Annotated in this window: 23 protein-coding genes; 18 read left to right on the top strand and 5 right to left on the bottom strand. The window is 50.6% G+C overall.

Annotated elements, in window-relative coordinates:
- Window positions 1-4 precede the first annotated feature (4 nt).
- The 4 genes from C8J48_RS11125 to C8J48_RS11110 all read left to right on the top strand — a co-directional run bounded on the left by C8J48_RS11125 (window position 5) and on the right by C8J48_RS11110 (window position 5,281).
- Entirely contained in the window at window positions 5-850 is an 846-nt protein-coding gene (locus C8J48_RS11125) for a carbohydrate ABC transporter permease (protein ID WP_211316617.1), read from the top strand.
- A 16-nt stretch (window positions 851-866) separates the two neighbouring features.
- Window positions 867-1,400, top strand: coding sequence for a hypothetical protein (locus C8J48_RS11120; protein WP_107726786.1), 534 nt, complete (start codon window positions 867-869; stop codon window positions 1,398-1,400).
- A gap of 24 nt (window positions 1,401-1,424) precedes the next feature.
- A complete protein-coding gene (locus tag C8J48_RS11115) occupies window positions 1,425-3,800 on the top strand; it encodes a beta-galactosidase (protein ID WP_245891217.1) in 2,376 nt (791 codons plus the stop codon).
- 131 nt (window positions 3,801-3,931) lie between these two features.
- Entirely contained in the window at window positions 3,932-5,281 is a 1,350-nt protein-coding gene (locus C8J48_RS11110) for a glucoamylase family protein (protein ID WP_245891133.1), read from the top strand.
- Between the two features lie 84 nt (window positions 5,282-5,365).
- Here C8J48_RS11110 and C8J48_RS11105 read toward each other — a convergent pair whose 3' ends face one another.
- From C8J48_RS11105 to C8J48_RS11090, 4 genes are all read right to left on the bottom strand, one after another.
- Window positions 5,366-6,355 carry a Rossmann-fold NAD(P)-binding domain-containing protein gene (locus C8J48_RS11105; protein ID WP_245891216.1) on the bottom strand — a complete coding sequence of 330 codons (990 nt, stop codon included), beginning with the start codon at window positions 6,353-6,355 and terminating at the stop codon, window positions 5,366-5,368.
- Window positions 6,356-6,727: 372 nt separating this feature from the next.
- Window positions 6,728-7,315: an ATP-dependent Clp endopeptidase proteolytic subunit ClpP gene (clpP, locus tag C8J48_RS11100; RefSeq protein ID WP_107726781.1), complete on the bottom strand. Its 588-nt coding sequence runs from the start codon at window positions 7,313-7,315 to the stop codon at window positions 6,728-6,730.
- Between the two features lie 28 nt (window positions 7,316-7,343).
- Complete coding sequence (locus tag C8J48_RS11095; RefSeq protein ID WP_107726779.1) at window positions 7,344-7,583, bottom strand: hypothetical protein; 240 nt, start codon at window positions 7,581-7,583, stop codon at window positions 7,344-7,346.
- Window positions 7,570-8,169, bottom strand: coding sequence for a winged helix-turn-helix domain-containing protein (locus C8J48_RS11090; RefSeq protein WP_245891132.1), 600 nt, complete (start codon window positions 8,167-8,169; stop codon window positions 7,570-7,572). The genes C8J48_RS11095 and C8J48_RS11090 overlap by 14 nt, the downstream gene beginning before the upstream one ends.
- Before the next feature lie 275 nt (window positions 8,170-8,444).
- On the opposite strand from C8J48_RS11090, the gene recD2 reads away from it, so the two are divergent.
- The 13 genes from recD2 to mltG (C8J48_RS11030) all read left to right on the top strand — a co-directional run bounded on the left by recD2 (window position 8,445) and on the right by mltG (C8J48_RS11030) (window position 20,011).
- Window positions 8,445-10,700 carry an SF1B family DNA helicase RecD2 gene (gene recD2, locus C8J48_RS11085; protein WP_107726777.1) on the top strand — a complete coding sequence of 752 codons (2,256 nt, stop codon included), beginning with the start codon at window positions 8,445-8,447 and terminating at the stop codon, window positions 10,698-10,700.
- A gap of 66 nt (window positions 10,701-10,766) precedes the next feature.
- Window positions 10,767-11,258, top strand: coding sequence for a PRC-barrel domain-containing protein (locus C8J48_RS11080; RefSeq protein ID WP_107726775.1), 492 nt, complete (start codon window positions 10,767-10,769; stop codon window positions 11,256-11,258).
- A 15-nt stretch (window positions 11,259-11,273) separates the two neighbouring features.
- Complete coding sequence (locus C8J48_RS19105) at window positions 11,274-11,471, top strand: hypothetical protein (protein WP_107726773.1); 198 nt, start codon at window positions 11,274-11,276, stop codon at window positions 11,469-11,471.
- A 28-nt stretch (window positions 11,472-11,499) separates the two neighbouring features.
- Window positions 11,500-11,706, top strand: a complete 207-nt coding sequence (locus tag C8J48_RS11070; protein WP_107726771.1) for a hypothetical protein — start codon at window positions 11,500-11,502, stop codon at window positions 11,704-11,706.
- Between the two features lie 142 nt (window positions 11,707-11,848).
- The gene (locus tag C8J48_RS11065) at window positions 11,849-12,940 is read left to right on the top strand and encodes an AI-2E family transporter (RefSeq protein ID WP_107726769.1); all 1,092 of its coding nucleotides are present in this window, start codon (window positions 11,849-11,851) and stop codon (window positions 12,938-12,940) included.
- Between the two features lie 151 nt (window positions 12,941-13,091).
- Complete coding sequence (locus C8J48_RS18750) at window positions 13,092-13,250, top strand: hypothetical protein (RefSeq protein WP_170105392.1); 159 nt, start codon at window positions 13,092-13,094, stop codon at window positions 13,248-13,250.
- Window positions 13,251-13,268: 18 nt separating this feature from the next.
- Entirely contained in the window at window positions 13,269-15,896 is a 2,628-nt protein-coding gene (gene alaS, locus C8J48_RS11060; RefSeq protein ID WP_107726767.1) for an alanine--tRNA ligase, read from the top strand.
- Window positions 15,897-16,002: 106 nt separating this feature from the next.
- Complete coding sequence (locus C8J48_RS11055; RefSeq protein ID WP_107727715.1) at window positions 16,003-16,257, top strand: IreB family regulatory phosphoprotein; 255 nt, start codon at window positions 16,003-16,005, stop codon at window positions 16,255-16,257.
- A 242-nt stretch (window positions 16,258-16,499) separates the two neighbouring features.
- The gene (gene ruvX / locus C8J48_RS11050; protein WP_281261206.1) at window positions 16,500-16,931 is read left to right on the top strand and encodes a Holliday junction resolvase RuvX; all 432 of its coding nucleotides are present in this window, start codon (window positions 16,500-16,502) and stop codon (window positions 16,929-16,931) included.
- Window positions 16,924-17,244 (top strand): DUF1292 domain-containing protein, encoded by a 321-nt coding sequence (locus C8J48_RS11045; protein ID WP_107726763.1) that lies wholly within the window; start codon window positions 16,924-16,926, stop codon window positions 17,242-17,244. Before ruvX ends, C8J48_RS11045 begins: the two co-directional genes overlap by 8 nt.
- 25 nt (window positions 17,245-17,269) lie before the next feature.
- On the top strand, window positions 17,270-17,578 hold the full coding sequence (locus tag C8J48_RS11040) for a DUF1292 domain-containing protein (RefSeq protein ID WP_107726761.1): 309 nt from the start codon (window positions 17,270-17,272) through the stop codon (window positions 17,576-17,578).
- Between the two features lie 91 nt (window positions 17,579-17,669).
- Window positions 17,670-18,710, top strand: coding sequence for an endolytic transglycosylase MltG (gene mltG / locus C8J48_RS11035; RefSeq protein WP_107726758.1), 1,041 nt, complete (start codon window positions 17,670-17,672; stop codon window positions 18,708-18,710).
- A 278-nt stretch (window positions 18,711-18,988) separates the two neighbouring features.
- Entirely contained in the window at window positions 18,989-20,011 is a 1,023-nt protein-coding gene (mltG, locus tag C8J48_RS11030; RefSeq protein ID WP_107726755.1) for an endolytic transglycosylase MltG, read from the top strand.
- Window positions 20,012-20,209: 198 nt separating this feature from the next.
- Here mltG (C8J48_RS11030) and C8J48_RS11025 read toward each other — a convergent pair whose 3' ends face one another.
- Window positions 20,210-20,956, bottom strand: coding sequence for a pyridoxamine 5'-phosphate oxidase family protein (locus tag C8J48_RS11025; protein ID WP_245891131.1), 747 nt, complete (start codon window positions 20,954-20,956; stop codon window positions 20,210-20,212).
- 218 nt (window positions 20,957-21,174) lie between these two features.
- Between C8J48_RS11025 and C8J48_RS11020 the strand changes: the two genes are divergently transcribed.
- Window positions 21,175-22,977, top strand: a complete 1,803-nt coding sequence (locus C8J48_RS11020) for a peptidoglycan D,D-transpeptidase FtsI family protein (RefSeq protein ID WP_107726753.1) — start codon at window positions 21,175-21,177, stop codon at window positions 22,975-22,977.
- The last annotated feature ends 1 nt before the right edge of the window (window position 22,978 follow it).

The raw sequence follows: 22,978 nt of genomic DNA, 5'->3' as shown, positions 1-22,978 counted from the left end.
GGTTATGAACGGATTGCGGCTGGGGATGAAAAATCGACGACGCTGGTCGTTGGCACTCATTTATACGCTTTTGACCATCGGTGCCGCCGTCGTAATCTATCCCTTTTTCTTTATGGTGATGAATTCGGTAAAGCCGGGGCCGGAGATTTTGCACGACCCGCTTTCCTTGCCGACCCATATCACTTGGAACGGCTATGTGGAAGTATTTCGCAGCCTGGATATCCTCAACCTATTTAAGAATTCTCTCATCATTTCCGGCAGTGTTACCATCCTCAATGTATTGTTGAGTGCCATGGTCGCTTTTGCTCTGGCTAAAATCGATTTTCCGGGGCGCAATCTGTTGTTTCTAATGGTGTTGGGAACGATGATGGTGCCGGCGATTCTGCTGTTGATTCCAAAGTATACGATGCTGTTTAACTGGGGATGGGTGAATACGTATAAGGCGCTGATTCTGCCGGTGGCGGTTCAGCCTTATAACATCTTTTTGATTCGACAGTTCTATAAACAGATTCCCGATGATTTTCTCGATGCTGCCAAAGTGGACGGATGTAACTTATGGGGAGTATTCTGGCGGATTTTGTTGCCTATGTCTGCGCCGGTGCTGGTTACCGTCGCTGTTCTCAGCTTTATGGGTGCATGGAACGATCTGCTGGAGGCGCTGTTGTATTTGCGTGATGACAGCCTATATACCGTGCAGCTTGGGTTATACAGTTTCCAGTCGGAGATTCCGGGTAAAAACGCGGAACAGCTGTGGGCGGCGACGACATTGGTTACGCTGCCGGTGGTCCTGCTTTTCTTCTGGCTGCAACGTTATTTTATTCGGGCCTTTTCCGGCGTCGGCCTGAAGTGACGGGAGGGGAGCAACATTGAAAAAAGGACTGCTGTTTACCGCTGCGGTGATCGGGTTGGTTGGATTGATTTACGCCTGGGTGTGGGTGGAAGTGTATCAGACGTCTCAATTTTATTATGAGATGGCGACGGACAACTATCGCAAAGGGGATTACGGTGCCGCTCTCAAAGGGGTGGAAACGGAAAACGCCAACGGGGAAACGGCTTTCCTAGGCGGATATCAGCAAGTGATTGACGCTTGGGATCAGCCTTATGCCTGGCCCCGACCCTCTTTTGTGGAAGATGCTCGCGGGATGGTGGATCAGATTATCAACGAGAAGTTGACGATTGCAGAAGGGGAGGCGCTGTTTCAAGCCTACTTTAACCGGGATAACCGCTACTTAGGCCGTATCATGCTGCGAGTGGGAGAGTTATATGAACAGCAGCAGGATGTTGACGCTGCGATCGAGACATATGAAGTGGTTAGGCAAGCGTTTGCGAACGATGACGGTCTTATCAAAACTGCATCCCAGCGTTTGTCCGCCTTAAAAAAACAAGAAGAGAACAGGTAAAAGTGAGGAGATGGTCGGGTGGAGATGAAACAAGGGCAGTTTATCATCGACGGAAAGCCGCGCTTTTTGTACGGAGGGGAGTTTCACTATTTTCGCTGTCCGCGGGAGGAGTGGAGCCAACGTTTGGATCTTCTCCTTGAGGCGGGTTGCAATTTGGTTAGCACATATGTCCCCTGGGCTTGGCATGAGCCGAAGGAAGGAGAGGTGGATCTGACGGGGAAACGCCGCCCCGAGACGGATTTACGCGCCTTTTTACAATTGGTTGCGGATAAAGGATTGTATTGCATTGTCCGCCCCGGCCCCTATGTGATGGCGGAAGTAAAAAAGGAAGGGATTCCGCAATGGGTGCACCAACAATATCCTGAAGTGATCGCTCGTACCAAAAACGGGGAGCTTCACCCAAACCAAGTCGTCTCCTATCTGCATCCGCTTTTCCTAGAAAAAGTGGAGCGATGGTATGCCCATGTGTGTTCCTTGTTGGCTCCGTTCCAACGGGATCGCGGCGGCCCCGTCATCATGTTTCAGTTGTGCAATGAAATCGGGATGTTGCACTGGGTCAGCAATACCTCCGATTACCATCTCCATGTGTTGGAGCGGTTTCAACGTTATCTCGAACGGCAATACGGAAATCTGGAAGGATTGAATCAAGCTTATGGGACCGACGTGAAAGCGTGGGATACGTTTGTGGAGCGCTTTTTGTCGGGAGAGGAACAAGCGGTGGAAGGGTTGCACTGGGAGTGGGGGCGTTTTTGGCGAGAATTGATCAAGGAATATGTGGCTCAGTTAAAGCAGATGGCGGAGAATCACGGGATTACGGTTCCGTATCTGATCAATATTCACGGATTTAAAGATTTCTCCGTCTACAGCCGTGGAACCGATTACCCGATCGGGTTATCCCAGCTCTATCGGACGGCGGAGGTGGATAACACCGTATTAGCGGGTGATTTTTACCCTGGACATATCGGCTATGATACGTATCATGATCTGGTGTTGAGCTGTGCCTTGACGCAAGCGATATCCGCACCGGAGCAGCCCTTGTTCTCGGCGGAATTTCAGTCCGGCCGTCTGGCGGATCGCCCCCGCGTCTATCCGCAGGATTTGGATTTAAACGCACGCACCTGTATCGCCCATGGAATGAACGCCCTTAACTACTACATGTTTGTCGGCGGCGAAAATCGGGACGGAATCGGCTTGTTTGGCCGTCGCCACGAATGGCAGGCCCCTGTCGACTCCGAGGGAAGATTGCGCCCTTCCTATCAAAAAGCGAGCCATATCGGGAAAATCTTGCAAGCCGCAGGAGAGCATCTGCTACCTTGCCGTAAGAGAAGTGTGACGCATCTCGCCTTTTATCCCGATTACTATATGACGGAAACGATTGCGGAGGGGGCGGGAACGCAGCAAATGGCAGAAGCTATCGCCGGGGAGCGGGAGCGCTATTTCTTTGACGGTGTGGGGCGGCTTTTGACAGCGGCCAATCTTCCCTATGAGGCGGTAGATGTACTGCGGGAACAACAGCTGGAACCCCAGCGGATTCCTACGCTATGGATGTTTAGCGGAGAAAGGATGGATCAGGCACTACAACAAAAGCTGGTCCACTATGTTCATGCTGGCGGCAAGTTGGTCCTTTTTCCCCGCCCTCCGGTTAAAAATTTGGACGGTTCCGCTTGCACCGTCCTCATTGATGAATTGGAGATCCCTTCCTTTACAGCAGTTCCTGGGATCGGCCTCACTCAGGTGATGGAGATGGACTCGGTTAAAGTCGATTTCCGCCTGCTGTTTGAAACAGCACCGGGTGAACCTGTTGCCTGGGATGAAGAGAGTGGAAAAGTGACAGCGTATCTTCAAAATCACGGCAAAGGGAGTCTGTTGATGCTGGGGCTTGGTTTGGCCCATGACTACGGTTATCAATTGGACGTGATCCGTCAACTGGCCAAGAGAATCGGTGTTAACCCCATCCTCACCAGCGACAACCCCGAGTGGTCCCTAGTAGAACGATCGGATGGAAAAACAAGCTTCTGCTTTATTCACAATTACGACGAAATCGTTCACAGCGGTAAGGTTTTTCGAGAGGGACAAGCACTGTTCGACGGTGAGCGGTTGACGGTGGCCCCTCGTTCCGGTGTGATGCTACCGCTCAATCTGTCGCTGCAAGCAGGAGTAGCCATCCGGTACAGCACGATGGAGTTGATGAAGCTGGAGCGCCGGGAAAGCGGTTGGCAGTTTCAATGGTGCTTACCTGCGAGTGGCGAGGGGATCGTGGCATTTGTAGCGGACAGGGGGTGGTCGGTAAAGGGGGAAATCAACTTTAGGGAAAAGGATGACGGTAACATACGGGCGGTACGAGTAAAGGGTAGACCAGATGAAACGGTAGCGATGGAGTTATACAGAGAGACCGATTGATAAAAAAGCTCGATTGAAAACAATTTTGCGGTTCTGCAACAAGGTGGTGTCTGGCAGATCCCTTTGACTCATTCCCTGGAGTGGGACAATTGTAGCTTTAACCATTTTTATGAATTAAGGAGGGGAGCAACGTGAAAAAAGGGCTGACAGTTTTTACGGTGCTGTTGTTGATTTTCGGGATGGGATCGTCTTCGTTGGCGTTGGCTCAGACTGGCAAGTTGAGTAAAGGAGATCAGAAACAATTGCGTCAAATTGCTCAAAAAACATGGAAGTTTTTTGACGAGCAGACAGATCCACGTACCCAGTTGCCGTTGGATGAAATCCGCTTGCAAGATGATGGTATTAAAAAAGCGGAGCACACATCTCCCACCAATATCGGAATGTATATGATGAGTGTGGTGGCGGCGGAAGAGTTGGGGTTCATCAAGCGCGAGGAGGCGGTAAAGCGAATCAGAGGAACGCTTTCGACGGTAAAAGAGATGGAAAAATGGAACGGATTTTTATACAACTGGTACTACACCGCTGATGGTTCGTTGAAAACCGATTGGGGACAGTTTATCTCGTCCGTTGACAATGGTTGGTATGCAGCTGGATTGGTGGTGGTGCGGCAAGCGTACCCGGAATTGTCCGCTGATGCCACACTGCTGTTGGATGCAATGGATTTTGCTGATCTCTACAACCCAGATGAGGGGCAATTGTACGGCGGATTTGATGTAGTGACAGGCAAATATACGGCCCATACTTACGGCATGTTTAATACGGAACCCCGCGTCGCCAGTTATATCGGCATCGGCAAAGGGGATTTACCCACAGAGCATTGGTGGAAGATGTTTCGCACGTTTTCCCCTGAGTGGGAGCAGCAACAGACCCCCCAAGGCACAACAAGGGTATACGATGGGATTGAACTCTTCCAGGGACATTATGAATATCAGGGGATTAAGTTTGTACCCAGCTGGGGCGGAAGTATGTTTGAAGCGTTAATGCCGACAATCGTGATGAAAGAACAAGATTTGGCTCCCAAGGGCCTTGGGCTGAACGGATTGCGATACGCTCAAGTTCAGGTGGCTTTTGCCGACGAAAAAGGGTATCCGGCATGGGGCTTCTCCCCCTGTGCGATCCCCGACGGGTATACCGAGTATGGAGTGGCCGCAGCGGGAACATGGAGCGATGGGTATAAGGATGATGGGACAGTTACTCCCCATGCCAGCTTATTGGCGCTAGATTTTATTCCAAACGAAGTGATGGATAACATCAAAGCGCTAAAACAGTTGAACACCTACGAAAAATATGGATTTTTAGATTCCGTTAATGTTCGCACCGGGGAAGTGACTCCTGCGTATCTGGCACTGGATCAAGGGATGATTCTAATCGCCATTGCCAACCATCTACAGGATGGCGTTATTCGCGAGTATTTCCATCAAGACCCCGTTGGTTCCACTCCGGAACGATTGTTGACGGAAGAAGATTTTTTGATTGATTAATCACTTCTTGAACTAAAATTAACCGGGCAACGAACCCTCTCGTTGCCCGGTTAATCGTTTTGTACATCGAAAATATCACTGCCTTTACTTTGTAGACCACTGTTGCAATAACTCTTGCTCCTTCTCCGCTGCCATACCTGCTTTCCACTCATGATCCGCCGACGGTTTCCGTATCCATGCCAGGGTATCGCGCACGGTTTCTTCCACAGAACGGCAAGAGAGACCGGCAGCGATCGCTTTTTTGTTGGAGAGGGTGAGCTTCAATTGGTGATTCTCGTAATTTTTATCCACGGGAATCCATAAAGGAAGCTCAGTCCAGGGTTGGACCCCTTGTTCCATCAGAAAAGCATCCTCCACCCAAGTGATCGTGGTGTCGTTCCCTGCTTCATCGGCACAAGCGTGGAGCAGATCGGCCATGGTGGTACGGGGAGGCGTGACGGCGTTAAAAGTCCCCGTGTGTTTGTTTTCCACCATTTTTAGTGTCCATTCCGCCAGGTCGCGCACATCGATCCATTGAACAGGCCGGTCGGGACGACCGGGAGCTAATACAGTACCCCCGCGATCAAAGCGCCATGGCCAGTAAGTAAAGCGATCGGTGGGATCGTGAGGGCCAACGATCAAGCCGGGACGTACGATGAGATTTCGTCCAGGCATGGCAAGCGCTACCTCCTGCTCACATCGGACTTTGAGCGGTCCGTAAGTATCCCCGTTCACTTCCTCGGTATCCGTTTGCAGTTGCCCTAACGGACCAGATTCATCCTGTCCTTCTTTCAGATAAGAAGCATAGACAGAGATAGTGGAGATAAATGCGTAATGATCAGCCACATCAGCTGCTAAGCGGGCGGCGTCCCGAACCAATCGCGGCACATAACCACAAGTATCGATAACAGCGTCCCAGCGACGTCCACGGAGGATATCCAATCCTCCGTCTCGATCGCCGTGGATCCGTTCCACTTCCGGAAACAGATCGACACCGGTCTGACCCCAGTGAAACAAGGTTACCTGATGTCCCCGCTTGAGCGCCGCTTCCGTCAGATGACGCCCGACAAACTTCGTTCCTCCTAAAATTAGCACATCCAAGCGGCTTCCCTCCATTCATTGTCTTGTGAATTATATAGAAAGTGCTTCCCTCCTTCACATGTCTAGGGAAACACTAACCTTAAACAAGTGCGCCATCGGAAACGGCTGCTCTTTTTATCTTTGTTAGATGGTAGGGCGTGAGTAGAAGTACCAATGAAGTCTTGCCTGGTTACCTTCTATCATACACACACCAGTGCAAGCTTTGTCCTCGGCGGCTTCTTTCCGCATAGCTTTGTTTGTAGAATCTCTCATTCGGATTAACTGGAATCAACCAATTTGTGAGGTTTCCCCACAGATGGTTTGTAACGACGAGGGGCTTGCCTCCGCCGGCGTATTCATCCTGTGTAGGGATTGATGCAATATCATTCAAGCAGCCCCCGGCTGGATCACACGATCAATCAAACCGTACTCTTTTGCTTCATCCGCTGATAAAAAGTAATCGCGGTCCGTATCCCGTGCCACTTTTTCCAACGGTTGCCCCGATCGTTCCGCCAGGATGCGGTTAATCGTCTCTTTGGTTTTTAGCATCCAGCGTGTGCGGATGGCGATATCGGATGCTTGCCCCTGTGTACCGCCCCAGGGTTGGTGGATCATCACTTCTGCATTGGGGAGGGCTAAACGTTTGCCGGGAGCGCCGGAGGCGAGTAACACCGCACCGTAGGAAGCGGCTAAACCGACACAAATGGTGGAGACAGCCGGCTTGATGTGTTGCATGGTGTCATAGATGGCGGCACCAGCAGTGGTGGAACCACCAGGGCAGTTGATATAGAGATGGATATCTTTATCTGGATTGTCGGAAGCGAGAAACAACAGCTGGGCGATAATCCCATTTGCGACCGGATCGTCGATCGCTTGGCCTAGAAAAATGATACGATCCTTTAGCAAGCGGGAGTAGATATCGTAGGAGCGTTCACCGCGATGGGTTTGTTCGATCACCGTAGGGACTAAGTTCATGGTTTCTTTCCTCCTGATCAGTTGATGTTTAAGCAGCAACCCGACAACGGACGCCAAGGCTGGCACGGGACGTAGGATTGCCGAATCCGGAGGAGACTTGGGTAATCCTTAGAGGGCGGCCTCCAGGAATCGGTTCAAACACCCGCACAAATTGATCGCTGTTCTCCCGTTTGCTGGGGAAGGGGATGACGGTTTCATCCTTTTTCGCTTGTTCCGGCTTCGTGCTCTCCCATACGACGATGGGCTCGACGCGCTCATGCTTCGCCATCGGAATCGCGCTCCTTTCCGGGTTGAGGATAAACGGCCAATGTCAGCTGATAAGGGTTGCCGTCATCATGCTGGTATTTGGCGGCCAACTGTTGGACCAGTTCCACATAGTCCTGTAAAAACTGCTCTCGTTCCGCTTCATCGCGCAGATAGAGAGGAGCTTCCAATGTGGCGCTGGGGATTTCCTGGCGCTCTTCCGTCTGATCCAACAAACGGAGGGCATCGGCTTTAATCCGTTCCGATACCTGTATCAAATGGGTAAGGGACCGTTGCTCTTGTAGTCGTTTTTGTTCCGCTTCTCCTAATCCCAGGGTATCGGCCAAAATGTAAGTGCGGGCGACGGCTTGAAATAATACTTCCACTAAATTTTTTACTTGTCGAGTGCCGGCACGACGGATCAGGCCCACTTTTTCCAATGCTTTCATGTGGTAATTGATTCGCTGTGGCGGTTGGCCCAATGCCCGTGCCACCTCCGCGGCGGAAGCCGGTTGCATCAGACGAGAAAGGATCTCCCCGCGCAACGGATGTAACAACTGCGCCGCCTGGTCAACATTTTCGATGCGATACGTTTCCAAAATATCAGGCACAATGGTCACTCCATGAAGAATGTTTGTTTCGTAAAAATATTTTATTACGTAAATGATGTGTTGTCAATATCCGTGCTCTGTACAATAAATGGCATCAAGCCTGCTTAGATGGCGAGGGACACCACCATCATTCCTTTCATGATCGAGTATGACCATCATGCTGGATCGGTTCGATTTTTTTTATTTACCGATCATTTCTGTTGTAAGATAAGGATTTTCCGTTGAAAATCCTCTATACTGGATGAGAGAACACCAGATCGGCAGGGGGATGTACGATGGAACAACCCGGTTTGGACCTGTTCCAAGAACGGTGGATCAAAGGGTCTTTGGTGCAGGAGTTTTTTTATAACGAAGAGAACCAATACGGGGTTTTTTTGATGCAGGTGACGGAAGCCGCTGAGGAATTGGACAGTGATGAAGTGGTGGTAGTGGGCAATATGATCCGTCCCCACCCGGATGAAACGGTGATCGTCCATGGGGAGTGGAGAGAACACCCCCGCTATGGTCGGCAGTATCAGGTTCAACATATGAAAAAAGAACTGCCGCGTACCAAAGAAGCGGTGGCCAAATATTTATGTAGTGGTCTTTTTCCCGGTGTGGGTAGGAAAACAGCGGAAAAGATCGTGGAGCATCTGGGTGCTGACGCCTTAGAAAAAGCTGCCGCCCGGCCGGAGGTATTAGCCGAGGTGCCGGGGGTGACGGCAGCACGAGCGGAAACGATCGCCGAAAGCTTGCGTGAACATCACGCGTTAGAGCAAGCGTTGGTGTATCTGTATCAGTTTGGGATGGGGCCGGCGATTGCCCTTAAAGTGGTACAAACCTACAAAGAGACTACCATTGCTGTGATAAAAGAGAATCCCTATCGCATGATCGAAGAGGTGGAAGGTGTCGGTTTTCGCCGGGCGGATGAGATTGCGCGACAGACGGGGTTAGCGCTCGATGCGCCGGAGCGGTTTCAGGCGGCGGTTATTTTTGCGTTAAAGGAAGCGTCTCTCTCCAATGGCCATGTTTTTGTAAGCGAGGAAGAGCTGTATGCGGAAGTGGATCGGCTGTTGCAGCCGCGGGCGCAGGAGCTGTTTCCACCGCAGGAGCGGGAGCGTCTGTTGGATGTGATGGTGGAGGAAGAGCGTCTGCTCGATGATCACGGTAAATTTTATCTACCGTCACTCTTTTTTGCGGAGCATGGGGTGGCGATGCGGGTGCGGGAATGGTTGGAGCGACCACTAGAACCGACGGCCGCCAAAGAGTTGTATCAAGCGGTGGGAGAGGTGGAGGAAGAGCTGGGCGTCGCTTACGCCGATAAACAGCGGGAAGCGATGACCACTGCTGTCGATTCTCCCATGATGATTTTAACCGGTGGTCCCGGTACCGGAAAAACGACGGTGATTCGGGGGATTTGTCATCTGTTTGCCCGTTTGCATGAGTGTTCCTTGGATCCGGCGGATTATGAGAATTCGGAGAAGCCGTATCCGATCCGCTTGGTGGCACCCACCGGCCGCGCGGCCAAACGGATGTCGGAAGCGACGGGAATGCCGGCGATGACGATTCATCGCTTGTTGGGATGGAAAGGGGACTTTTTTGAACGGGATCAGGATCATCCCATCGAAGGCAGCCTCTTGATCATAGACGAGGTGTCGATGCTGGATATCTGGTTGGCCAATCAGCTGTTTCGCGCAGTGTCCAAGGGGATGCAAGTGATTTTGGTGGGAGACGATGATCAACTGCCGTCGGTAGGGCCTGGCAAAGTGTTGCAAAATTTGCTGGAAGTAGAGGCGGTTCCACGGGTGGAGCTGACGGAAATCTACCGGCAGGAAGAAGGATCTTCCATCATTCAACTGGCCCATGAACTAAAACGGGGGGAAGTGCCGAACAATTTGTTGGAGCGTCTGCCGGATCGTCGCTTTTTTCCCTGTAAACGGGATCAGACAATTGATGTAATACTGCAAACCTATACTGAAGCGATCAACCGCGGCTATACCCTGTTTGACGTTCAGGTACTGGCTCCCATCTATAAAGGGCCTGCTGGTGTCAATCGCATCAATGAAGCGATTCAGGCTGCGATCAATCCACCGGGGGAAGGGAAAAAGGAGATCGCCTGGGGAGAGACAGTATTCCGAGGCGGCGACAAGGTACTGCAACTGGTCAATCACAGCGAACATCCCGTCTATAACGGCGATATGGGATTAATTTCAGCGATTGATGAACGAGCCACCAACGATGAACCGGTGTTATGGGTACAGTTTGACCGGCAAGAAGTGCCTTATAAACGCAGTCAGCTCAATCAAATTGGATTGGCATACGCCTGTTCCGTCCATAAAGCGCAGGGGTCGGAATTTGCGATTGTGATTATGCCGTTATTGATGGCGTATCGACGTATGTTGCAACGAAATTTGATTTATACCGGCGTCACCCGCAGCAAATCCTACCTGATTTTATGCGGAGAAAAGGAGGCGCTGCAATACGGGATCCAACAAAGAGAGCGGACACGGCGCAACAGCCAATTAGTGGAATTGCTAAGGCGGGAATGGTAAGGATCCCCCAGCATGAGGTGACCCGCTTTTTTCCTATACTAAGGACAGCGGAAGGAGTGATGTTCCTTGCGCAAATCACAGGATATTATCGGTTTGCCGATCATCCATGTGAGTACGGGAAAACAGTTGGGCGCTGTTCGTGATCTGTTGTTTGATCGAAAGCAACAATTTCGCGGGTTGTTGGTAGAGCTGAAGGGATGGATGAAGTCGGGGAAATACCTTCCCGCAGACGGCATTCGCTCGTTGGGAAATGATGCGGTGATTGTGGATCGTGAGGAGAATATCCGTCCGTTGGATCCGGCAGCAGACAAATGGGTTGGTTTGTTGACGGGAGAGACCAAATTAAAGGGACGCACCGTCCTGATGGCGGATGGAAGTCAGTTGGGCATGGTAGAAGAAGTCTATTTAGGACAAGATTTGGGAACCCTGTGGGGGTACGAGCTGTCTGAAGGCTTTTTTAACGACATCATGGAAGGGCGAAAAGTGATTCACCCTCATTCTCCCTTAACCTGGGGAGAAGATGTGTTGATTGCCACCGACAGTTCCAGCCTGATGTGAAAGTAGGGTTATTCCATGCTTCGCTGTCCCAACTGCAACACCCACGATCTGGGCCGGATCGGTACCCATCAGTATTATTGCTGGGGTTGTTTTATCGAATGCCATGTGGTTGACGGAACGATCACTTCCGTTTATCAAGTGGAGGAAGATGGGAGTTTGAGCTCCTTAAACGACCTGTTCTTAGAATCGGGTCAGGATACAGTTTCCATGTAAAATCCAACCTTCCGCAAGGAGGATGGCCATGAAACGATCCATTCTTTCCACCTTGTTGATCGGTTCCGCCATCGCCCTGATGTGGGGCAATCGTCAAAAAGGGAATCGTTTTTTTGGCGAAATGATGGACGGCAACCAGCCTCACTGGTTAAAACGCCTATTGATAAACATGGGCATTGTACGGATTGCCTCGATGGCATATGGGCGTAGCTTGATTCGCCGTTTTGCACGTTAAGAGTAACACACAGAATAAGCGCCTTTAACTTGCTGTTTTCCCGTCATCGCCCCCTGAGAAAGCTCAGGGGGTGTTTGTATTGGACACATAAAAAGGGGGGAGCCCGTACTATACTGTTGTTGAAGGGGAGGGAGGTGGGCGTGTGGAGCGGATCAGTCAAAGTCGTCTGTTGAGCGGATCGTTACTGGTGCTGGTATTATTGGGTATTTTATTTCTGTTGGTACAGATCCAACCGTTGCTACAAGGTATCTTTTTCTTTTTAAAAGCGGTATTGGGTCCCTTTTTAGTGGCATTGATCATTTCATACCTGCTCAACCCGATTGTCAATATGTTGGCGAGCAGAGGGTTTCCCCGCTCCTTGTCGGTCCTGTTTATCTATTCGTTGTTTATTACGGCGATTACCATCATTATCATCAATTTAGTTCCCCTCTTCAACCTACAGCTGCAGGAACTGAGCGAGCATTTTCCGGAGTGGAACCGACAGGTTCAATCCTGGATCGAGCAGTATAACCACAGCAAAGACTCGCTGCCGGAGAGTGTGCGACAAGGCATTGAAAAATCGCTGGATCGCTTGGAAGCCTTTGTCACAGACGGGGTTGGGAATGTGATGGCCTCTCTCGGCTCCACCGTCAACTCCTTGTTTGTGATTGTAATCGTGCCGTTTTTGGCTTTTTATATGTTAAAAGATGTCGACGTGATTGAAAAAACCTTGATCACACTGCTGCCGGTACGCCGTCGCAAAGAAGTGCTTCACCTGTTCCGGGATGTGGATGACGCCCTCGGCAATTATATTCGCGGACAGTTATTAGTCTGTCTCGTTGTCGGCTTATTGGCTTATATCGGCTATTTGATCATCGGTTTGCCTTATGCCCTGCTGTTGGCAGCATTGGTAGGTATCTTTAATGTGATTCCCTATCTGGGTCCGTTTTTTGGAGCGATTCCGGCGATCTTTGTCGCCTTTACCGTATCGACGGAAATGGTGATCACCGTCATCATCGTCAATCTGGTGGTGCAAGTGTTGGAAGGGAATGTACTCTCCCCGCAAATTGTGGGACGAACTTTACACTTGCATCCTTTGTTCATTATTTTTGCGCTGTTGGTAGGAGGAGAGTTAGGTGGGATTTTGGGACTGATCCTGGCGGTTCCCCTATTCGCCGTAGGAAAAGTGGTGGTGGAACACGCTGTCGATCACTTGGCCCATCGGACAAACGGAGGTGGACCTGGTTTAAAGTGATGTCCAAACGTTGTATAATAGAACATAACAATACCGGTGCGTAAAAAGATGCAATCGCGATGAGAGAGCAGAAGTAGGTGGATCGCCGCCAGAGAGGAGAGTCCATGGCTGAGAGACTTTCCCGGATTCCGATCCAACCGAAGGCCGGCTCTTGAGTGCGGGTGAGGAGCCCGCCGGTTTTTCCGCCGTTATCGGAAATCGAGCGATCCTGTGTCTACAGCATGGGATAATTCGGGGTGGTACCGCGGGAGTAAAGCCTTCTCGTCCCTGTCAGGGATGGGAAGGCTATTTGTTACGCGCCATGGATTGATTGAGGAGGAGATTGCAGATGAAAGGACATGAGATTCGACAGAAGTATCTCGATTTTTTCCAGGAAAAAGGGCATCGGGTGGAGCCCAGCGCTTCGTTGGTGCCGGTGGAGGACCCATCCTTGTTGTGGATCAACAGTGGGGTGGCCACGGTGAAAAAATATTTTGACGGGCGTGTGATTCCAGATAATCCCCGTATCGTGAACGCACAAAAGTCGATCCGTACCGATGATATTGAAAATGTGGGTTATACCGCTCGTCATCATACTTTTTTTGAGATGCTGGGCAACTTCTCCGTGGGCGATTATTTCAAGGAAGAAGCGATTGAGTGGGCGTGGGAGTTTTTGACGGATTCCCGCTGGCTCGGTTTAGATCCGGAGCGGTTGTCGATAACGATCCATCCGGAAGATGATGACGCTTATCGCATCTGGAACGAACAAATCGGCGTCCCGGCTGCACGGATTGTTAGGTTAAAAGAAAATTTTTGGGATATCGGGGAAGGTCCCTGTGGCCCTAACTCTGAGATTTTCTATGACCGGGGGGAAGCGTTTGGGGACCCATCCGATCCGGAATGTTACCCCGGGGGGGAGAACGCCCGCTATCTTGAGGTTTGGAACTTGGTCTTTTCCCAATACAACCACAATCCTGACGGCAGCTATACGCCTTTGCCCAAGAAAAACATCGATACCGGCATGGGTTTGGAGCGAATGGCATCCGTAATGCAAGGGGTTCCGACCAACTTTGACACGGATTTGTTTCAGCCTATTATCCAAGCTGCAGCAAAAGGTGCCGGTGTCAACTATGGGAAGGATGAAGCGGTCGACATCGCCCTCAAGGTGATCGCCGACCATGTGCGTACATTGGTGTTTGCCATTGCGGACGGACCGATTCCTTCCAACGAGGGACGGGGATATGTGCTGCGCCGGTTATTGCGACGGGCGGTCCGTTATGCGCGTAAACTGGGAGTGGAGCATGCTTTCCTCTATCGTCTCACCGATGTGGTGGCCGACACGATGAAGGCCTTTTATCCGGAACCGGACCAAAAGCGGGCGTTTATCCAAAAAGTGATTCGGGGGGAGGAAGAACGCTTCCTTGAAACCTTGTCCGAAGGGCTTTCTATCCTTGAAAATGTGGTGGCGGAACGGAAAGAGCAGGGAGAGAGCGAGATCTCTGGACAAGAGGTATTTAAACTGTATGACACCTACGGTTTTCCGGTAGATCTAACCGAGGATTTTGCACGGGAACACGGATTATCCGTGGATAAGGAAGGCTTTGAAGCTGCCATGGCGAAGCAGCGGGAGCGGGCACGGGGAGCACGGCAGGAAACCGGCAGTATGCAAGTGCAGGGAGGGGTATTGTCAGAGCTAAAGGTGAACACCTCCTTTGTTGGCTATGAAAAAGGGAATGTCTCCACCCGCATCACCGCCGCTATTGTTGCTGATCAGTTTGTCGATGTGGTAGGCGCGGGCGAAAACGCGCTCGTCGTCCTGGAAGAAACGCCTTTTTATGCCGAAAGCGGCGGCCAGGTGGGGGATCATGGTGAAATCCGTACCGCAAGGGCTCGTCTGCGTGTCGAGAATGTAAAAAAAGGACCGCATGGGGAACATATTCACCATTGTGCCGTGCTGGAAGGGACCTTGGCTGTGGGAGAGGAAGCCCAAGCGGAGATCGATCACGCTTATCGTCAGGATGTGGTGAAGAATCACACGGCTACCCATCTGCTGCACAAAGCGTTAAAAGAAGTGCTGGGAACCCATGTCAATCAAGCGGGTTCTTTAGTGTCCCCGGATCGACTCCGCTTTGACTTTACCCATATCGAGGGAATGACGGAAGCGCAGAAGCGCGAGGTGGAAGAGCGGGTTAACCGGCAAATCTGGGCCAATACCCCCGTGGAGATCTTTATCAAATCGCTGCCGGAAGCAAAAGCGATGGGTGCGATGGCGCTATTTGGGGAAAAGTATGGAGACGAGGTGCGTGTGGTCCAGGTAGGGGATTACAGCCTGGAGTTATGTGGTGGCACCCATGTGAGCCAGACTGGGGAAATTGGGTTATTTAAACTAGTGAGCGAGAGTGGGATCGGCTCCGGTACCCGCCGGGTAGAAGCGGTAACAGGACGCCATGCCTACCGTCATATGGAGGAGCAGTTGGGGCTTTTACACCAGGCGGCCGATCTCCTTAAAACCCAACCGACGGAAGTGGTGGAGCGTATCGACGGGTTGCAAGGGCGGTTGAAGGGGCTGCAACGGGAACATGAATCCCTGCGCGCTAAATTGAATCACATGGAAGGAGCCAATCTCGCCGCTTCTATAAAAGATGTAGCCGGGGTCCCCTTGTTAACGGCTCAGGTGGATGCACCGGATATGGATCACTTGCGCCGGATGATGGATGATTTAAAAGAGCGCATCGGTGAGGGGGTCATCGTGTTAGGGGCCGTCAATAACGGCAAGGTGCAATTGGTGGCCTGGGTTTCAGAAAGCTATATCAAAAAGGGATTGCACGCGGGAAAACTGGTAAAAGTTGCAGCGTCACACTGCGGCGGTGGCGGTGGCGGACGCCCGGATATGGCCCAAGCGGGCGGAAAGCAGCCGGAGCGCTTAGGCGAGGCCCTTGACATCGTTGTCGACACGGTTGCACAACAAGCCCAATGATGGTTTGAATCGACCAGATAAAAGGAAAAAGAGGAAATACCAACTTTTGAAGCGAATGGTTTGAAGAAAGGTGGTCAATAGATAGAGAGAGGTGTTGAGAGTGTCCATGGATAAAACGATGAAATTCGATTTCCGTGGAGAGGAGCAAGAAGCAAATCCTCGTGAAATCTTATTGACGGTATACGAGGTATTGAGCGAAAAAGGTTACAACCCGATCAATCAAATGGTGGGTTATCTGCTGTCGGGGGATCCCGCCTATATCCCCCGGCATCATAACGCCCGTTCCTTAATCCGCAAGGTGGAACGAGACGAACTGCTGGAGGAATTAGTCAAGTTTTACTTGACTCAGGGGAAGGGCTGATTCTCATTATCGTGATGGAAGGGATTTTTGAAAGCGAAGTGCCTTTGCTGTGCCACTTAGCGGAAGTCACCGAAGCGGAAAAAAGCGGGCTATAGGTTTGAGCGATAGCGAGTTTTGCCCGCTCCCGTCGTAGGGGATTGAAGCGGACAGTTCCTACTTCTCTGTAAACAGCAAGTGCACGCAGACTCAAAAATCCCTGCTTTGTCTGGAGAATACAGAGAAAACAGCAGGAGATGGAGCAATTGTTTGAACGTGTGATAGGGTTAGATATCGGGGGAAAACGGATCGGAGTCGCTGTCAGCGATCCGATGGGATGGACGGCTCAAGGGGTAGAGATGATTCAGCGAACGGATGATTCCCGTTGGTTGGAACGGTTACAACAATTGATCGAGGAGTATGAAGCTCGTACAATTGTAGTGGGGTTTCCCCGAAACATGGATGGAACGATTGGAGAACGGGGGCGCGCCTGCCAAAGCTTAGCGGCAGAATTGGAAGAGCGCTTCTCCCTTCCGGTACAGTTGTGGGATGAACGATTATCGACAGCTGCGGTGGAACGAACCTTGATTGATGCAGATATGAGCAGACGAAAGCGAAAAAAAGTGGTGGATCAAATGGCCGCATCGTGGATTTTACAAGGCTATTTGGATGCACAGAGGAGGAATAACGATGGATGACAACGGACAATATGAAGATGTGACAGAAACGGTTTTGATCAGCAATGAGGAGGGGGAGCAGGAAACCTTTGAGGTACTGTTTCGCTTTGAACAGGAGGACGGCAATAAATATATCCTGCTTACCCCGATGGACGAAGGGGAGGAAGGAGCCGGAAACGAGGATGAACCGGAGGAGCAGGAAGTGTACGCCTTTCGATATGAAGGGGACGGAGAAGATATCAACCTGATTCCGATTGAAGACGATCGCGAGTGGGATATGGTTGAAGAAGTATTGCGCACATTGGAGAATGAATTTGAAAACGAATCAAATTAACGACCAGCGAGTCAGGTGATGACAGATGAACGGACGGGAAGAAGAACGGATGGCCAAAAGCTTAAACGTATTGGAGTCCATCTGGGGGCGAGAATTAGTCCTCGGCGACGAAGAAGGGGCCGATACGGATTCCCGTTTTCACTTGCTGCGCGAACTGGATATTAACGGGCGCCATTATGCTCTCTTACGCAAGAGTGAGGGGATGGATTCGGATGCTTATCTTTTTCGAGTCACCCCTGAGGGCGATTCACACCGAATCGTACATGTGGAAGATGAGTATGAGTGGGAAGAAGTAGCGGATGCAATAGACGAAATGCTCTATTTTGGCGAATGATGACGAATTACGGGGGAGACCCCGTTTTTTTTTTGGAGACATGTGATAACATAAAAACAGCCGATACCCTGCAAGAGAAGGAGCACATCCGATGGAGTGGCTGAAGCGATTATTCTATACCCTAGCCTTATTTGCCGCCTGGTCGGTGTTGGCTTATTTTTATGTCGATTACACATTGGACTCCCCACCGCGGAAAGAAGCCGTACAGTTGGAAATCGAACCCGGTACTTCTGGGGCTGATATCGGACGATTGTTGAAGGAAAAGCATTTGATTCGCTACGATTGGTTTTTCAATACATATCTTTTTACGACAGGAAACCGTAATCTACAAGCAGGTGTTTATGAAGTATCCCCGGAGATGGATATCAACGATATGTTGGAGATGTTTTCAAAGGGCCGGCAAAATACGTATACCGTCACGATTCCAGAAGGCTTTACCATTAATCAAATCAGCGACGCAGTCGCAAAAAATGGAAATGTGAGCAAAGAAGAGTTTTTAAAAGCCGTCGATGAAGGAGAATACGATTATGATTTTCTCCAAAATATCCCCCCTAACGAGAATCGACGCCATAAGCTTGAGGGGTATCTCTTCCCTAGCACTTATAACATCCCCAAGACCGCAAATGCCGAAGATATCGTCAACCTGATGTTGGGGCAGTTTGCAAATCAAATGGAGAAGATGGGTGCACCCGGGCAGTTGCAGAAGCGCAATCTAACCGTGGACGAGTGGGTAACGTTTGCTTCGATTGTAGAGAGGGAAGGACAGGCGAAGAGTGAATTTGCAAAAATCGCAGGTGTGATCGAAAATCGGCTGCAGCAAAATATGCGTTTACAGGTGGACGCCACGATTCAATATGCGTTAGGTGAACAGAAAGAACGGCTGTATTATAAAGATCTTAAACTAGATAGCCCTTATAACACATATAAAATAGAGGGTTTACCTCCCGGCCCCATCGCCAGTCCAGGGGAGCGAGCATTGACGGCCACCTTGGAACCAGATCAACACACCTATCTGTACTATGTTACCAAAAAGGATGGGACCGGAGAGCATTATTTTGCGGAAACCTATCAACAACACCAGCAGTATATCGAGCAAAGCAAGAAAACACAGACACAAAACAGCAGCCAATGAAACTAGTGCCCCATCAACAAAAGATGTTCGGACGGTCGGGAGTGGATTTCCGCCTTCGCTCCATGCGTGGCAGAGTTACTCATTTGGAAATCCCTCCCTAAACACAATCAAAGATACCAGATGGGGCAAGAGCGAAAAAGGGTTTGCCGACAGAGCAGAGGCAACCCTCTTTTTCCTTCATTCTTAAACTCCTATATCCCTCTCGGGGTTGCTGTACTTAAACGGAGTGTGTACAATCCAGAGAGACTCTAAAATCAACAAGAGAGGAACACAGGAACATGAAATGGATCTGGCGCATCCTGTTGACCTTGATCTTAACAGCTGCACTTGCCGTAGGAGGGTATTGGTATGTGCAACAGTCGTTACAATTAAAGTCGATCGAAGAACCGGTGGAGGTAGAAGTGCCACAAGGGGCTTCGATATTAGACCTGGGTCAGACGTTGGAGCGGGAGCAGCTGATTCGTCACGGTTGGATTTTTGCCGCTTACGCATGGTTAGAAGGGGAGTCGAAGGGTTTGAAGGCGGGTTTGTACGAACTTCCTCCCAATTCCACGGCCAAAGAGATGTTGAACATCTTTACAGATAGCACAAAAAATGCAATGAGCTTAACAGTTCCAGAGGGGTTTACTGCCGAACAGATCGCCGACCGACTGGTTAAACGGGGAATGGATCGAACTGCTTTTCTCAAGGCTGTGGATGAAGCGGATTATCCCTATGATTTTGTTAAACAGATTCCGATGGATGATAAGCGAACTCATCGTCTAGAGGGATACTTGTATCCGATCACGTACAATCTGCCCCGGGAAGCCGATCCGGAAGCGTTGGTGGATAAGATGTTGCGCCAGTTTCAGCAGGAACTGGAACGGGATGGTGTCAAGCAACAACTGCAACAACAAGGGCTTACCGTGGATGAATGGGTGACGATCGCATCCATCCTGGAGCGGGAAGGGCAAGTGAAGGAAGAGCTTCCACGCATAGCCGGGGTCATCTATAATCGACTTGACAAGGGGCAAAAACTGCAGGTGGATGCTACCGTCCAGTATGCACTGGGAAATCAGAAGGAACGGCTTTACTTTAAAGATCTGAAGATTGACAGCCCTTATAATACCTATCAAATTGATGGACTCCCTCCAGGCCCCATCGCCAATCCTGGTCCCGATGCTTTACAGGCGGCCTTGGCACCGGAGAAGCACAACTACTTTTTTTATGTAACCCGTAAAGATGGGACGGGTAAACATTACTTCGCCCGCACAGAGGAAGAACATGAAGCAAATATTGAACGAAGCAAACAAAATCAGTAACCGTACCCTCAGGCTCCCGTACAAGGGAGTCTGTTGTTTTTGCCGTTTTTAGGCGGTGTAGATAGAAAAACCCCGCTGTTTTAGGCGGGGTAATGAAGTGTGATTAATAATAAACAATATTTGGTGAAATCCCAGCTGCCGAGATTTGGTCGATCCTTTATTATTATTAGAATGATATCCACGGTGGGATCGTTTGTTTTATTGCGGTATTTTCTTCCAGGGACGGTGTTCACTTTTCACCTGAAAGTGATCGCCGCCTTTTTTTACAAAATCGTCCGTTCCCCAGTCAATCTCTCGTTCTCGCTTTCGCAACAGGGGGATGTGCTTGGAACAGTGAATATATGCTTCCTCCACATCGACCAAAACCCAGCGTTCCGGTTTTTTTCCATCCGCCGTCAAAATATCTTCACGGATGACATCGGGTAAATCGGGTTGAAGCAATAGATCGGCATTTTCCACGATGCTGGCTTTCCCGTTTACATGGAGTCCGACGGCGGTATTGAAGAAATCGACAAATAAGATACCGATATGGGGATTTTCCACGATATTGCCTAAGCTGGCCATGACACCGTTTCCTCTGTATTCGGGATAGATCAACTGTCGCCGGTTTAAGATACGGACAAAACCAGGCGGCCCCGCTCGAAAAGAAGCGTCGCACTCACCATTACCGTCGGCAGTAGAGATAAAGGCCATTTCCTGTTGAGCGATATAAGCGATCATATGATCATTTAAACGATCCATCATTTGATTGTTGTAGAAAGCCAATGCACGCTTGTCCGTTCCATATTGCCTTTGTAGAAGATGTTCTCCGGTAGAGCCAGGAAGAGGCGTTTGCAGTTCCTCTTGCTCTGTGGGAGGGGAATCGGGTTTGATCCGGTTGGACACTTTTCGTTTTAGGCGCCGCAAGCCGCCGAGTAACCGTTGCGGCGAGTTGTTCCACTGCACGTTTTCACTCCTTTGTATAAATAGACGGAATAATCGTGAATAAACAGGGTCGATATTCTATTATAGGTGACTCTCATCTGCCGCTGTCAAGAATAAAAGCAAAAGATCCGGCGATGGTATGGGTGGATACGTATTAATGCATATTTTTTGTTCAAAAAGCTTGGTGGTATATCAGAAGGTGGGCTTGCCCAAGCTGGAGATTGATAGGAGGGCGAGCGATGGAGGGGCAAACGAGGCGACTAAAAAGCTTGAAAAGCCGCCGGATGTGGCTGGTTTCAATCGTACTGATTATCGGTTTTTCGGCGTTGCTGTGGCGGCTGTACTGGATACAGCTGGGTTCGGTGCGCTCTTTTTCCCATGAGGAAATGGATTTAATCGCCCGCGCGGAGGAACAACAGAGTCGAGTGGTGGTGGTGGACAGCGGTCGCGGCAGTATTTTAGATCGGCAGGGACAGGCTTTGACTGGGAAAAAGGGGTGGCGTTTGTTTGCCTCCCCTTTTTCCCAAGCACAAATCGAGGCGAATCGCGTTAAATTGGGGAAGTTGGCTTCACAGCTGGGATGGACGGAAAAGCAACTGGTTCATCAACTGCAGTCCTTGGATACGCCCGGTTCGCTTTCTCGACCGGATGGAAGCGAGTTGGTGTTAAAAGAACGGGAAGCAAAAGCGATCAGGGATCTTCATATCCCAGGGATCGATGCATTGGAATCTGATGATCGCTGGCGGGATCGGGGGGGCCGCCAGGTGATCGGCCGAGTGGAACGGAATCCTTTTTTGATTCAGCGACGTTTTCCGGATGAATGGGAGCAAGGGTTGTACGACAGCCATTCCCGTATTGGGGTATCGGGACTGGAAGCGGCATTTGAACCGTTTTTGCGTGCCGACGGTTCCACCTTGCTCACCTATACCACAGACGGGCAAGGGCGCTCATTAAACGGGTTGGAGATGAAAGTGGAAGGTTCTTCGGTTGGCGAGCCCTACCGTTTATTGACCACCTTGGATCAACGGATTCAGTCTGTGGCGGAACGAGCCTTAAATGATGCGGCAGTACAGGAGGGAGCCGTCGTGGTGCAGGATATCGCCAGCGGGGATTTGTTGGCGATGGCAAGCCGTCCTCTTGAAAACGATCCCCAACACGATTGGAATGCATGGGACAATCGTGCGCTGATGGAGACCACTCCTGGCTCCATCTTTAAAACCGTCGTGGCTATCGCCGCTTTGGACACGGGAAAAGTGAAGCCTTCCGATCAATTTCACTGTAATGGTCATTTGGGCCGTTACGGCCTACGCGATTCCAAACCCGACGGTCATGGAACACAGACGCTGGAGCAAGCTTACGCCAACTCCTGCAATATTGCCTTCGCTCAGGTAGCGGAAAAGGTGGGCGGCAAAACGATCGAAGAGTATGCCAATCGCTTAGGGTTAGGAAGCCGTATCCTGTGGTCGGGAAAGGTATGGAAGGAGAAGAATTTTCGTCAGCTTCCTCAGGAGCAGCGAGGGTTGATCTTTTCCGATGAAATGACGCGCCGAGATCAGGGGGCGGTTGCCCAGACAGGGATTGGTCAGCGGGATGTTCGCGTCACACCATTACAAGCGGCCAATATGGTGACGGCGCTGTTTCACGACGGAAAAGCGCTCAACCCCCGGATTGTGCAGGAGATTCAGCAACGAGACGGGGAGACGCTTTTTACCTTTCAACCCCATGCGCTGGCAGTGGAGAAAAGGATCAAACCGGAAACCTTGCAAGCGCTGCGAAAAATGATGCAGACAACTGTCAGCGACGGCACGGCTCAATCGTTAAAGGATTCCGCTGTGTCGATGGGAGCCAAAACCGGGACCGCCCAAGTGGGGCAAAGCAATGAACGCTTCAATAAATGGATGATCGGTTTTGCTCCGACAGATCAGCCTCGTTACGCTGTCTCGGTGGTCATTCGCTCGGTGGAGGATAGCAAGGACAATCGTTCCCACCGCGTATTTCGCCAGGTGATGGAACAGGTGGTGCAGGGGGAAGCAAGGGATTAAG

The sequence above is a fragment of the Desmospora activa DSM 45169 genome (assembly GCF_003046315.1).
GTDB classification, from domain to species: domain Bacteria; phylum Bacillota; class Bacilli; order Thermoactinomycetales; family DSM-45169; genus Desmospora; species Desmospora activa.
This window is presented reverse-complemented; position numbering and strand designations above follow the sequence as displayed.